This window comes from Microbacterium sp. 67-17, assembly GCF_001898325.1.
In the GTDB taxonomy this organism is placed as follows: domain Bacteria; phylum Actinomycetota; class Actinomycetes; order Actinomycetales; family Microbacteriaceae; genus Microbacterium; species Microbacterium schleiferi.
The window spans coordinates 76,342-88,116 of the sequence record NZ_MKTR01000014.1 but is presented as its reverse complement, the minus strand read 5'-3'; the positions used below and the strand labels follow the sequence as shown (position 1 = coordinate 88,116).

Annotated in this window: 13 protein-coding genes; 6 read left to right on the top strand and 7 right to left on the bottom strand. The window is 69.2% G+C overall.

The genetic code is table 11. From position 1 onward, the window contains the following. Positions 1-57: 57 nt before the first annotated feature. Positions 58-1,725, bottom strand: coding sequence for an urea amidolyase family protein (locus tag BGO47_RS06230; protein ID WP_292709619.1), 1,668 nt, complete (start codon positions 1,723-1,725; stop codon positions 58-60). Then, positions 1,719-2,474: a 5-oxoprolinase subunit PxpA gene (locus tag BGO47_RS06225; RefSeq protein WP_292709617.1), complete on the bottom strand. Its 756-nt coding sequence runs from the start codon at positions 2,472-2,474 to the stop codon at positions 1,719-1,721. Before BGO47_RS06225 ends, BGO47_RS06230 begins: the two co-directional genes overlap by 7 nt. Before the next feature lie 33 nt (positions 2,475-2,507). On the opposite strand from BGO47_RS06225, the gene BGO47_RS06220 reads away from it, so the two are divergent. From BGO47_RS06220 to BGO47_RS06200, 5 genes are all read left to right on the top strand, one after another. Then, on the top strand, positions 2,508-3,383 hold the full coding sequence (locus BGO47_RS06220) for a fused MFS/spermidine synthase (RefSeq protein WP_292709615.1): 876 nt from the start codon (positions 2,508-2,510) through the stop codon (positions 3,381-3,383). Positions 3,384-3,516: 133 nt separating this feature from the next. Further along, complete coding sequence (locus BGO47_RS06215; protein WP_292709613.1) at positions 3,517-4,050, top strand: hypothetical protein; 534 nt, start codon at positions 3,517-3,519, stop codon at positions 4,048-4,050. Between the two features lie 36 nt (positions 4,051-4,086). Continuing rightward, entirely contained in the window at positions 4,087-4,575 is a 489-nt protein-coding gene (locus BGO47_RS06210; RefSeq protein WP_292709611.1) for a SprT-like domain-containing protein, read from the top strand. A gap of 107 nt (positions 4,576-4,682) precedes the next feature. Next, complete coding sequence (locus tag BGO47_RS06205; RefSeq protein ID WP_292709609.1) at positions 4,683-6,146, top strand: FAD-dependent oxidoreductase; 1,464 nt, start codon at positions 4,683-4,685, stop codon at positions 6,144-6,146. Positions 6,147-6,168: 22 nt separating this feature from the next. Further along, positions 6,169-6,321, top strand: a complete 153-nt coding sequence (locus BGO47_RS06200; protein WP_292709607.1) for a hypothetical protein — start codon at positions 6,169-6,171, stop codon at positions 6,319-6,321. On the opposite strand, the gene BGO47_RS06195 is transcribed toward BGO47_RS06200, so the two are convergent. After that, positions 6,315-6,845 (bottom strand): 2-phosphosulfolactate phosphatase, encoded by a 531-nt coding sequence (locus tag BGO47_RS06195; RefSeq protein ID WP_292709605.1) that lies wholly within the window; start codon positions 6,843-6,845, stop codon positions 6,315-6,317. The two genes, BGO47_RS06200 and BGO47_RS06195, sit on opposite strands and share 7 nt — an antisense overlap. Before the next feature lie 40 nt (positions 6,846-6,885). Here BGO47_RS06195 and BGO47_RS06190 point away from each other — a divergent pair, with 40 nt between their 5' ends. After that, positions 6,886-7,413: a hypothetical protein gene (locus BGO47_RS06190; protein WP_292709603.1), complete on the top strand. Its 528-nt coding sequence runs from the start codon at positions 6,886-6,888 to the stop codon at positions 7,411-7,413. A gap of 14 nt (positions 7,414-7,427) precedes the next feature. Here the strand turns inward: BGO47_RS06190 and BGO47_RS06185 are convergent, their stop codons facing one another. From BGO47_RS06185 to BGO47_RS06170, 4 genes are all read right to left on the bottom strand, one after another. Further along, a complete protein-coding gene (locus tag BGO47_RS06185) occupies positions 7,428-8,900 on the bottom strand; it encodes an FtsX-like permease family protein (protein ID WP_292709601.1) in 1,473 nt (490 codons plus the stop codon). Then, complete coding sequence (locus tag BGO47_RS06180; RefSeq protein WP_292709599.1) at positions 8,897-9,694, bottom strand: ABC transporter ATP-binding protein; 798 nt, start codon at positions 9,692-9,694, stop codon at positions 8,897-8,899. Before BGO47_RS06180 ends, BGO47_RS06185 begins: the two co-directional genes overlap by 4 nt. Positions 9,695-9,872: 178 nt before the next feature. Beyond that, positions 9,873-10,541, bottom strand: coding sequence for a response regulator transcription factor (locus tag BGO47_RS06175; protein WP_292709597.1), 669 nt, complete (start codon positions 10,539-10,541; stop codon positions 9,873-9,875). After that, the gene (locus BGO47_RS06170) at positions 10,538-11,758 is read right to left on the bottom strand and encodes a histidine kinase (protein ID WP_292709595.1); all 1,221 of its coding nucleotides are present in this window, start codon (positions 11,756-11,758) and stop codon (positions 10,538-10,540) included. Before BGO47_RS06170 ends, BGO47_RS06175 begins: the two co-directional genes overlap by 4 nt. Positions 11,759-11,775: the final 17 nt, after the last annotated feature.

Sequence of the window (11,775 nt, the reverse complement as noted above, 5' to 3'; positions counted from 1 at the left end):
CGCCGTGTCCACCCGGATTCTTGACGAGTCCAAATTCGTGCGGTATAACCCGTGGTCTCAGCGCTGAGGCGCGTGCCGGAAGTGGATCGTCGTACCCGGCCCCGCCTGGGCGAGCAGGTCGAGATCGGCATCCAGAACCGTGGCGATGACCGGGTAGCCGCCGGTCACCGGACCGTCTGCGAGCAGGACCGTCGGCGAACCCGACGGTGGTACCTGGATCGCCCCCGGGACCATTCCCTCGCTCGGCAGCTCCCCCGGGTCCGTACGCTCCAGTGACGGACCCTCGAGCCGCATGCCGACCCGGTCAGACGCCGCACCCACCGTCCACGTCGCCTCGAACAACGCGCTTTGCGATGCCGGGATGAAGGCATCTTCGCGAGGGCCGGCCACGATGCGAACGACCAGTTCGGACGGCGGTGGACTCCAGGGGGCGAGATCGGATGCCGGGACGTCGTCGACCGGCGGTTCCCCGACAAATAGCACGGTGGCAACACGGAGCGGTGTGGGCCCGAGGCCGGCGAGGGTGTCGGTGGCGGCCGAACCCAGGACATCCCGGGTCTCGATGCCCCCGCGGAGGGCGAGGTACGCGCGAACGCCGGCCGTGAACCACCCCACTCGCAGACGCTCTCCGCTCCGCCACAGGTGCGCCGCACCGTGGTCGATGTCGTTTCCGTCGATGGTGAGCTCTCCCCACGCGCCGGTCACGGCAATCCACACATCAGCGACGGCGGTGGCTTCGAATCCCCCCGCGGTGATCTCGAGGCCCGCCGCGTGCTCGGGGTTTCCGACGAGCCGATTGGCTGTGCGCACGGCGGCGCGATCCAGAGCGCCAGAGACCGAGACGCCGAGCGACCCGGCTCCCCGGCGCCCGGCATCCTGGATCGTCGCCAGCAGCCCCGGAGCATCGACCCGAAGCAGCGGCCGGGTCTCGACATCCCTCTGCTCCCCCGATACCGCGGGTGCGGCTGTTTCGTGCGGGTGCGGCGCATCGGTGCGCAGCTGATGCACAGAACTGCCGCGGCCTGCGGGGGTACGGGCCGCAGGGGGGTCAGCGACCTCGCGAAACCGGACGCGCATGCCGGGGCGCAGGAGCGCGGGCGCTGCGGCGTCCGGATCGAAAAGCGGAGCCGAGGTGGCCCCGATCAGCCGCCACCCGCCCGGCGTCGATCGCGGGTAGGCGCCCGAGAAGGTTCCCGCGAGGCCCACGGACCCAGCCGGCACCCGCGTCCGAGGGGATGCGAGGCGGGGCACGTCGAAGGGCCAGTCCTCGCTCACCAGGTATCCGAAGCCGGGTGCGAACCCCGTGAACGCGACGGTCCAGGTAGCCGACTGGTGCGTCAAGACGAGCTCGGCGGGGCGGATGCCGAGGAGAGCTGCGGTCTCGTCGAGGTCAGGCCCGTCGTACCGGATGCCGATCTCGACATCCGAATCGCCGGGCGAGGGCGGGTGCCGCGATGGGTCGAGTACCGCAGCGGCGAGCGCGTCGGCGAGGTTCTTCTCGATCCAGGCGCGCACGATCGAGGCGGCGACCTCACGCGGCGCGAAGCGCACCAGCACGGTGCGCGCGGCGGGCACGAGATCCACGACACCCGCCGGCTGCGTCTTCGCGAGCCGCTCACGTAGCGCGATGACGACCCGCAACGCCGCGGGCGGGCTGAGGTCTTCGGGAACCTCAGCGAGCAGACCCGTGTCGCCGAAGACTCGGACCCGGGCGCCTGTCACCATGGCGCTCGTACCGACACGGATGCCGCATCCAACGCAGCGCGCACCGCCCGCGCGGCCGCCACCGACCCCGGCGAATCGCCGTGCAGACAGAAGGAGGCTGCTGCCACGGCGACGCTCGATCCGTCGACCGCGACGACAGTGCCCTGGCGGGCCAGGCGTACGGCCCGCGCCGCTGCGGCGTCAGGATCCTCGATGACCGCGCCGGGTTCGCCGCGGGGCACGAGCTCACCGCTCGGCGTGTACCCGCGGTCAAGGAACGCCTCAGCCACGACCTCCAGACCGTGCTCGTGCGCCGCCGCGGAGATCTCGCCGGGCATAGCAAGGATCGGCAGCCCGCGGCCCAGCCGGCGGGAGAGATCCGCCACCGCGCGGGCAAGCGCCGCCGCGTGCGCAGCATCCGTCGTGACGGCGTGATACAGGGCGCCGTGGGGCTTGACGTATCGAATGTCGGCGCCGACATCAGCGAGGGCATCCAGCTGCGTGGACACCGCGGCATGAAGCTCGTCAGCCGCCATGGCCAGTGGCCGCCGACCGAACCCGGCCCTGTCTGGGTACGAGGGATGGGCACCGATTGCCACACCGAACCGAGCAGCCCGCCGGGTGGCCTCGGCCATGGAGTGCGCGTCCCCGGCGTGGCCGCCGCACGCGACATTGGCGCTGGAGATCACAGCGAACAGCGCCTCGTCGTCAGCTGTGGGGACACCGTCGACAGTCTCGCCGAGGTCGGCGTTCAGGTCGATGGTCCTCATGCGACCACGGTACGCCCGGTCTACGGTGGAAGCGTGGCCCGAGCGCACGTCGAAGCCCCGCCGCCGCAGGTGCGGCTGTCGGACGGATCTATCGCGCGCATCCTGCCCTCGGCTTTCGCGAGCGGCTGGGAGCTGGAGGTCGACGGCACCCCGCAATCCCATGTCGACCTCGCAGACCCCACGCACCTGCACTTCGAGTACGTCGCGCGGATGGGAGCTGTGATCGACCAGATCGGAGAGCCCGGGGCGTCCCTGACCGCCATCCATCTCGGCGCCGGTGCATACACACTCCCCCGCTATGTCGAGGCGACGCGGCCCGGATCACGGCAGCAGGTCATCGAACTCGAACCTGCGTTGGTGACTCTCATTCGCGAGCACCTGCCGCTTCCGGCCAGTTCGCGAGCGGGCGGCTCGATCCGCACACGGACGGGTGATGCCCGCGCCGTGCTGGAACGCTTGCCCGCGGGTCTGCGCGGTCAGGCCGACCTCGTGATCTCCGACATCTTTCATGGCGCGCGCACTCCCGCACACGTGACCAGTAACGAGTTCTACAGCCTCGCGGCGCGCTACCTCAGCGACACCGGCGTGCTCTTGGTCAACGTCGCCGACGGGGCGGGACTCGCCTTCGCCCGCCGCCAAGCCGCCACCGTCCGCAGCGAGCTCCCTCACGTCGCTCTGCTCGCTGAGGTTCAAGTCCTCAAGGGCAGGCGCTTCGGGAACATCGTGATCGCGGCATCCCGCAGCCCGCTTCCTACCGCGTGGCTCCCGCGGCTGATGGCTGCGGGTCCGCATCCGGCGAAGGTGGCTCAGGGTGCGGAGGTCGACGCGTTCATCGCTGGCTCGCGAATCGTCACGGATGCCGACGCCGCACCGTCGCCGGCACCATCGGCGACGCTGTTCGAACGCTGACGGCGTGGGAAGCCGGCACCGCTCGCCGACGCCGCCACAATAAGAGCGCACCACGTATGGGGCGAGGTGCAGCGACGATGCGGGATCGGGCGGGATGACCGCGGCGATCACCGCTCTGCGGGAAGGAGCGCGAGTGAGCTATATCCACGGCTACGACCCCGTCACCTTGCGCGAAGTGGTCAACCCCCGTGAGTGCCGCGAACGCCTCGACGAGCTCGGCGACCAGCGCTCGCTCCCCGCCCTCCTTGAACGGGTCTGGCTGCTAAAGGTGCTCGACCGGCTCGATGACGCGCTCGAAATCGCCGACCAAACGGTGCGCACGGCCCGGATGGCGGGCACGCGCAAGGATCTGCTGCGCGCGCGCATCCTGCACGCGACGGTGCTGCAGTTTCGCGGATCGCTCGCTGCCGCCACACAGGAGCTGACCACCTGTGCTCTCGAGGCCGAGGGCGCGGGATGGGCTTCAATCGCCGCGTTCGCCTATCAGCACCGCGGGAAGGTGCAGTACGACGCGGGAGACTTCGACGCAGCCCGCGCTGACTTCAAGCGCGCACTCTTCGCACGTCAGAGCACGGCAACGCCCGACGACCAGCTGGAGTCGACTCTTCTCGCAATCGACGCTGCCGAGCGTCGCCGCGCCGAGGCCGGCGCGGCAGTCGCCAGCTGACCGGTCGGTGTCTGAGGCACCGCTTACGCTGTCGTCATGTCCGAGTTGCACCGTGTACGCCACTGGGCCGAGGCCCTGCTTTCGGTGCACCTGAGCCCGGAGTGGACGTTCGGTTTCGACAACGCGAAGCGACGCGCAGGCCTGTGTGACTTCACCCGCAAGCGCATCACGGTCTCTCGCTACCTCGCGGCCCGCCACGACGACGACACCAACCACCAGACACTGCTGCACGAGGTCGCGCACGCCCTCGCGGGTGCGGCAGCCGGTCACGGTCCGCGGTGGAAGGCAATTGCCCGCGACCTCGGCTACGTGGGGGGCACGACCCACCACGGAGAGACCGCGACCGAGCTGGCCCCGTGGGTCGGGGTCTGCCCCGCCGGCCACGTGGCGTACCGCCACCGCCGCGCCAGTCGGCAGACCTCCTGCGCCCGGTGCGCGCCTCGCTTCGACGAGCGCTACCTGCTCACGTGGTCAAAGCGTGAGATCACGGCATCCGTGCGTCTGGCGGCCATGACGCCGCGCTGAGGCGCAGCCCGCAGCCATTTTTCCCGGCCTTTGGTCCCTATTCACTGCGTACCCCCCGGGGTATGTTGCCGATGACGGCCATGGCGGCCCGGAAAGCGAGGACCACGATGTCACGTGTCATCGTTCTCGGCGCGGGAGTTGCGGGGCACACCGCAGCGTTGACCCTGCGCCGCAAGCTCGGCAATCAGCACGAGGTGATCGTCGTGTCGCCGAACTCGCAATGGAATTGGATTCCTTCCAACATCTGGGTGGGCGTGGGACGGATGACGCGGGAAGCGGTGGTGTTCCCTCTCGCCCCGGTCTACAAACGCAAGCGAATCACGTTCCACCAAGCCAAGGCGACGGCGATCTGGCCGAACGGTGATGCGGATTCTCCGCAGGGCGCCGTAGACATCGAGTACACCGAGCCGGGACGGGACGGACAGACCGAACGCGTTCGGTACGACTTCCTCATCAACGCCACCGGGCCCGCCCTCGACTTCGCCGCGACCCCTGGACTCGGACCTGACGCCGGATACACGGCATCCGTCTGCACGCCGGGACATGCCGTGGATGCCGCAGCACGGCTGGACGCCGCGATCGAACGCGCCCGCACCGGCGAGAAGCTGCGACTGGTGGTGGGCGTCGGGCACGGGCGGTGCACTTGCGAGGGCGCAGCGTTTGAGTACGCCTTCAACGTCGAGCAGAAGCTAGAACAGGAGGGTGTCAGGGACAACACCGAGGTCGTCTACCTCAGCAACGAGCCAGAGCTCGGCGACTTCGGCGTCGGCGGCATGTCGTTTCGCACCAAGCATGGCGACGTGTCGGGTGAGCAGTGGATGTCGAGCCTGTTCCGTGAGCGCGGCATCCGTGCGATCACGCGCGCCGCGGTCACTGCCGTCGAGCCCCAGACGATCCGGTACGTGCAGGAGGACGGCTCCCCCCAGTCGCTCCCCTTCGATTTCGCGATGCTGCTGCCCCCGTTCCGCGGCGTTGCCCTGCGTGCGTACGACCGCGACGGCGCCGACATCTCGCAACGATTCTTCGCGCCGAGCGGCTTCATGAAGGTCGACGCTGATTACTCCCCCAAGCCGTACTCGCAGTGGTCGGCGAAGGACTGGCCGAGCACCTACCAGGTACCCGGATATCCGAATATGTTCGCCGTCGGCATCGCCTTCGCCCCGCCGCACGCGATATCGGAACCGCTGTCGACACCCGACGGGGTGGCGATCGCGCCTGCTCCCCCGCGCACCGGGATGCCCTCGGGCGCGATGGGCAAGGCCGCAGCCCTCAATATCGCCGAGATGATCAGGACGGGCACGAGCGTCACGCAGCACAGCGCGTCCATGGCCGACCTCCCCGCCGCATGTATCGCCTCGACCGGCACCGGGTTCGCCCGGGGAAGTGCCGTTGCCATGACCATGGCCCCGATCGTGCCCGACTTCCAGGCACGCCCGCTCACCCACGGGCGAGACGCCGACCACACGACCGGCGAGGTGGGACTGGCTGCGCACTGGCTGAAACGGATGCTGCACACGGCGTTCCTCTACAAGGCCAAGGCGTACCCGCTCTGGTATCTCATCCCGGAATGATCCGCGAAGAAAGGAGCTCACGATGATCACGCCCGCTGACTCATCAGCACAAGCAATGGTCGACGCAGCCCCCGTGCCGACGGATGCCGATCTGCGTCGCCGCACAAACCTGGTCGTCCAGTTCTTCCGGTTCATCGCCCTCGGCTGGGGGATGTTCCGGCTCGCTCGTCACTGAGCTGGCGACTCGGCATCCACCGAGGCAGCCGCGAGAACCTCATCGCGGCGCCCCGCCTCGAGCCATACCTGGCCGGTGGCGCTCGCCGTCAGGAGGTGGCGCACCGCCGGGCGAAGCCCCCGGAACGCCTCACATGCCGCGGCAGCTTCGGGCGAGGTGTGGTCGATGCCGCGCTCGGCGAGCGCGTCGATCACTGCGCCAGCCCCGAGCAGGTCCTCAACCGCGAACCGCGCGCTGTCGGCATCCGTCGCCCCGCAGGCGATTACGGCGATGCTCGTGCGTTCGGCGCGCCGATGCTGCTCGGCGAGCACGGCCTCCGCGATCGCCGACGCGTTCCGGAGACCTCCGCGCAGCACGAAACTGCCGGCCGCCGTGGCTGCCTCGGCGACTCGATCCGCAGCGGAGTCCGCGTCGGCCAGGACGTCAACGACCACGGTGACCTCCGCAGGGGCCAGGCGGTCGCGGCCCGCAGACCCCCACTCGAGACGCACCTGATAACGACCCTGATCCAGCGGTGACGGCATCCGTCCAGCGTAGAGCGATCCCGGATGCGAGACTTGCCGCATGCGCGTGCTCAGCAAGTTCACGATCGACTGCGATGCCGACGCCGCCTGGCGCGCCCTGCACTCGCCGCGGGTGCTGGCCGAGGTGTACGGACCCTTCCTCGACATGCAGCCGCTGGAGGCGATGCCGACGCAGTGGGAGCACGGCCAGAATGCGGCAGTCGGGCTCAGCATCGCCGGGCTCATCCCGGTCGGCCGTCAGCTCATCTCGATCACGGATGCCGAACGCGAGGTGAACGGGGTGCGAGTGCGGATCATCCGCGACTCCGGGATGCCGCTGACCGGCCCGCTCGCAGTCCTCGACGTCTGGGACCACCAGATGGCGGTGTCTCCTCTGCCGGACGGCCGCACCCTGTGGCGAGAGCGCCTCGTGATCGGTGGCGCCGCTGCACCCGCGCTATGGCCTGGCCTGTGGGCAGTCTGGCAGTGGCGGGCCGCCCGCCTCCGTCAGATCGCGCCGTCGTGGGCGCACGATCCGGATGCCGCGACAGCCGAGCCAGCCGAGACCGACACGGCCGCCACGGCCTGACCTCCACGCCCCGGCTACTCGCTCAGCGCCGCCACCGGCGCGACGCGGGTCGCCAGGCGTGTGGGGGTAACCGATGCGGCGACAGTGAGGATCGCCGTTGCCGCGACAATCACCAGGAGGGGCCCCAGCGGCACGGCAGGCCAAACGATGCCCGCCGGCGTGACCCCGTCGGGGTTGGTGGGAACGCTGCCGAGCAGCGACTGCGCACCGGCCCAGCCGTAGGCGATACCGAGCAGAACTCCCAGGACAGTCGCGGTCACCGTTACGTGCACTGCCTCCAGCAGCACCATGCGGCGGATCTGCGCGATGGAAACGCCGAGGGCGCGCAGGAGCCCCAGCTCCCGGGTGCGTTGGATGATCCCGAGGGTCAGGAGGTTCACGAGCCCGACTCCCGCGATCACTGCCGAGATTGCAACGAGCCCCATCATGATCGCCGCGAACGTGTCCATGATGCTCGCAAGCTCCGGGTCGAGCTCGCCCCCCGCGTTGGCCGTGAGCACCGCCTTCACCGACTCGATCGCCACCGCGAACATCGTCACGAGAGTCACGCCGATGACGATGCCGATCGATGTCCGAGCTGAGCGTTCGGGATTCCGATAGGCGTTCTGCACCGCGAGCCGCGCAGGAGCGGAGCGACCGAGCGCCCGGCCGACCAGGCGCAGCGCCGGAGGCATGACCAGCGGGGCTGCCATCGTGATGCCGGTGAACGAGAGGACTCCACCGGCGAAGGCGACCACGACACCGAGCGGTGAGACGAGACCCAGCAAGATGCCCGCGGCAAGCGCGACCGCCCCGAGGGCGAACAGGATGCCGGCGACAGCGTGCCTCCCCCGCCGAGCGATGACCTCATCGGTGGCGAGGGGAACCGAGCCCGACACTGCCTGCAGCGGGGTGACGGTGAGAACTCGCCGGGAACCGATCCACGCCGCGAGCCACGTGGTGAGCGCCACGATCACGGCGGGCAGCAGCATCGACAGTGTGACCGGCGCCACGTGGACGGCATCCAACCCGAGTCGGACTATCGCGATCTGCACTCCCGCGGCAGAAACGACGATCCCGAGCACCGTACCGATCGCCGCACCGAGCACGCCGACGATCAGGCCCTGGGAGGCCACGCGTGCTCGCTGCGACCTCGCCGACGCGCCGATCAGGCGCAGCAGGGCGATCTGGCGCGATCGTCCGGCAACGACGGTCGCGAACGTGTTGGCCGTGACGATGCCGGCCACATAGACCGCGAGCGCGACGAGTAGCAGCGTCAGGAATCCGAGGATGAAGGCGAGGGTTCCACTGTCACCGATGTAGGGGTCCGCGCGCAGCATCGCCGCCAGAAAGTCGGTGGTGGCGATCAGCACGACCCCGAACACCGTCGAGATTGCAGCGACCAGGATGCTCGCCCCCATCCCGCGTTCACGGAGCCACGCGAAGCTGGTGCGGGCGCGCGGCACGTGCAGGGTCGCCTGCTCGACGGATGCCGCGACGGCGCTCATGCGCCGACCTCCGCACGCCGCGTCTGCACGAGGGTGTCGTCACCGTCTGCTGCGAGCATGTGGGCCGAGATCTGCTCGGCGGTCTGCGCGGGCTTGTCTGCGACGAGGCGTCCGTCGCCGAGGAACAGTACGCGGTCGGCGTGGCTGGCAGCGACCGGGTCATGCGTGACCATGGCAATCGACTGCCCGCGGGTGCGGCTCGCTTCGGCCAGCAACGCGAGCACCTCACGCCCCGAGCGCGAGTCGAGGTTACCCGTCGGCTCGTCGGCGAAGAGCAGATCCGGGGCGGTAGCCAGGGCGCGGGCGATGGCAACACGCTGCTGTTGGCCGCCCGAGAGCTCGTGCGGCCGATGATTCAAACGCGACCGAAGCCCGAGTGCGTCGATGAGCCCGTCGATGCGCGCCTTCTCGAGCACGCTCGGCGCACGGCCGTCCAGGTCGAAGGGCAACAGGATGTTCCCCAGCGCATCGAGGGTCGGCACGAGGTTGAAGGACTGGAACACGAAGCCCACGCGACGACGACGGAGGATCGTGAGTTCGAGGTCACCGAGGTCGGTGATGTCGGTGTCGCCGATCCACACCCGCCCGGCGGTCGGGGCATCGAGCCCAGCCATGATGTGCATGAGAGTCGACTTGCCCGAGCCCGAGGGACCCATGATCGCGGTGAACTCCCCGCGACGGATGCCGACAGTGACGTCATCGAGCGCCCTGACCGTTCCGCTTCCGGTGCCGTAGGTCTTGCCGAGGTTCTCTACGCGGGCCGCCAGGCCCATCTGCGTCGTGGTGATCTTCATATCTCCGACGCTAGGAATCAGGCCCCCGCCCCCGCGTCATCCCGAAGTCTCGCCGGCATCCATCGAAAGGATGATTCCGCGGCATCCGCCTCACGTGAGGGGTCGCAACATGCCGCACAGACGCCACCACATGCGGCGTGTTGTGACCCCTCGCGGAGGACTCGATATGCGGGAGAGGTCAGACAAGGCCGTGCTCATAGGCGAAGACGACGAGCTGGACACGATCACGCAGCCCCAGCTTGCCGAGGATGCGACTGATGTGCGTCTTCACCGTCGCCTCCGAGAGGTACTCGCGGCTGGCGATTTCGGCGTTGGACAGGCCGCGAGCGGCGAGACCGAAGATCTCGCGCTCTCTCTCGGTCAGCTCGCCGAACGCTCGCGGTGCGGGGCGGGTCTGTTCATCCCGGAAGTGCGCGAACAGCTGCGCCGTGGCCGTCGCCGCGATCACCGCCGAACCGGCATACACGCTGCGGATGGCGGCGAGGACGAACTCGGGTTCGGCATCCTTGAGGAGGAACCCGCTCGCGCCGCCACGGATCGCTCGAGCCGCCGCCTCATCGAGGTCGAACGTCGTCAGCATCACGATCCGCGGCGCGTCAGGGTCCTGCAGCAGGTGCGCCGTCGCCTCGAGGCCGTCCATGACCGGCATCCGGATGTCCATGAGCACGACGTCCGGCCGCGTGTCTCGCACCATCGATAGGGCTGCTTGACCGTCCCCCGCCTCGCCGACGACTGCCATGTCGGGTTGTGAGGCGATCACCATGCGGATGCCGGCCCGAAAGAGCGCCTGATCATCCACGAGAGCGACGCGGATGACGGCGCGACCCGCACTGCTCTGGTCGGTCATCGTGCCGCCGACTCTCGACGCTCCGGCTCCACAGCGAAAGGGAAGGTCGCACGCACGACCCACATCTCCCCGACCATCCCGGCCTCCACTGCCCCACCGACCAGCCGCGCACGCTCGCGCATGCCGACGATACCGTGGCGCACTTCGGCCGACTCGATCGGGCGAAGCGCATCCGGCTCTGGCAGACCGACCAGCCGATCGACCGGATTCGACGCCCACAGGTGCAGGCGGTCCGGGAGCCAGCGCATCGTCACCTCGACATCTCCGGCGCCATGGCGGATGGCGTTGGTGAGAGCCTCCTGCAGCACCCGGTAGATCGCCAACTGCACGGCAGCCGGCACGGTCGCGGGAGGCATCGGTTCGACATCCACGCGCACCGCGAGCCCAGCAGCTCGCACCTGCGCATAAAGACCTTCGAGGTCGTTCAGCATCGGCTGGGGTGCGACACCTTCGCTGTGGCGCAATTGCGTGAGCAGCAGCCGAACATCCGCGAGTGCACTGCGTGCCGTCGTCGAGATCGTCGCGAGGGCATCCTTCGCCGCCCGCGGATCGGCATCGGCGGCGTACCGAGCCCCGTCAGCCTGGGCGATGATGACGGCGAGCGAATGACCAACGACATCATGCATGTCGCGGGCGATCCGACCACGTTCCTGCTCTTCGATGCGTCCCCGTTCGGCACGCTCACGCTCACGCTGGGTGCGCCGGGCACGCAGCGACGTCCGGACGAGAGCTCCCACCGTCCAGGCCAGAAGCAGTGCGAACCCTGCCGCGACGAGGACAGCAGCAGCCAAGGGCAGAACGCTCCACGAGGACACGCTCAGCAGTTGCGTGCCGAAGAGGTACGCGGTGATCACTGCCGCCCCGACGATCGCCGATGCGAACCCGAGCCAGTACACCAGCACAGTCCCGTAGGCCGCCGTCGCGTAGAGCACCGCGAAGATCGCGACATCCACGAATGAGGGCGGCCGCAGCAGGAGCATCTGCACGATCGCCGCGATCCAGGCCGCGCCGAGCGCGAGAAGCGGCGACAGCCGACGAACCGCAAGCGCCGCCCCGAAGAGGACACACATCAGTACCGTCGCGAGCGCCGACTCGGCAGCCCAGCCGCCGACCGTCAGCTCCAGCGGAATACAGAGCAGCCCGAAGACGCCCGCGACGGTGACATCGGTAGCCACCTGGTAGGGAAGGAGTTCGCGAAAGATCCCGGTGCGTCTCACCCCACTCACGCTACGGA

What these genes read in the sequence shown, in the direction of transcription:
- BGO47_RS06180 (WP_292709599.1), bottom strand. Translation starts at nt 9,694, where the DNA reads ATGAAGATCACCACGACGCAGATGGGCCTGGCGGCCCGCGTAGAGAAC.
- BGO47_RS06185 (WP_292709601.1), bottom strand. Translation starts at nt 8,900, where the DNA reads ATGAGCGCCGTCGCGGCATCCGTCGAGCAGGCGACCCTGCACGTGCCG.
- BGO47_RS06205 (WP_292709609.1), top strand. Translation starts at nt 4,683, where the DNA reads ATGTCACGTGTCATCGTTCTCGGCGCGGGAGTTGCGGGGCACACCGCA.
- BGO47_RS06195 (WP_292709605.1), bottom strand. Translation starts at nt 6,845, where the DNA reads ATGCCGTCACCGCTGGATCAGGGTCGTTATCAGGTGCGTCTCGAGTGG.
- BGO47_RS06190 (WP_292709603.1), top strand. Translation starts at nt 6,886, where the DNA reads ATGCGCGTGCTCAGCAAGTTCACGATCGACTGCGATGCCGACGCCGCC.
- BGO47_RS06225 (WP_292709617.1), bottom strand. Translation starts at nt 2,474, where the DNA reads ATGAGGACCATCGACCTGAACGCCGACCTCGGCGAGACTGTCGACGGT.
- BGO47_RS06200 (WP_292709607.1), top strand. Translation starts at nt 6,169, where the DNA reads ATGATCACGCCCGCTGACTCATCAGCACAAGCAATGGTCGACGCAGCC.
- BGO47_RS06230 (WP_292709619.1), bottom strand. Translation starts at nt 1,725, where the DNA reads ATGGTGACAGGCGCCCGGGTCCGAGTCTTCGGCGACACGGGTCTGCTC.
- BGO47_RS06210 (WP_292709611.1), top strand. Translation starts at nt 4,087, where the DNA reads ATGTCCGAGTTGCACCGTGTACGCCACTGGGCCGAGGCCCTGCTTTCG.
- BGO47_RS06175 (WP_292709597.1), bottom strand. Translation starts at nt 10,541, where the DNA reads ATGACCGACCAGAGCAGTGCGGGTCGCGCCGTCATCCGCGTCGCTCTC.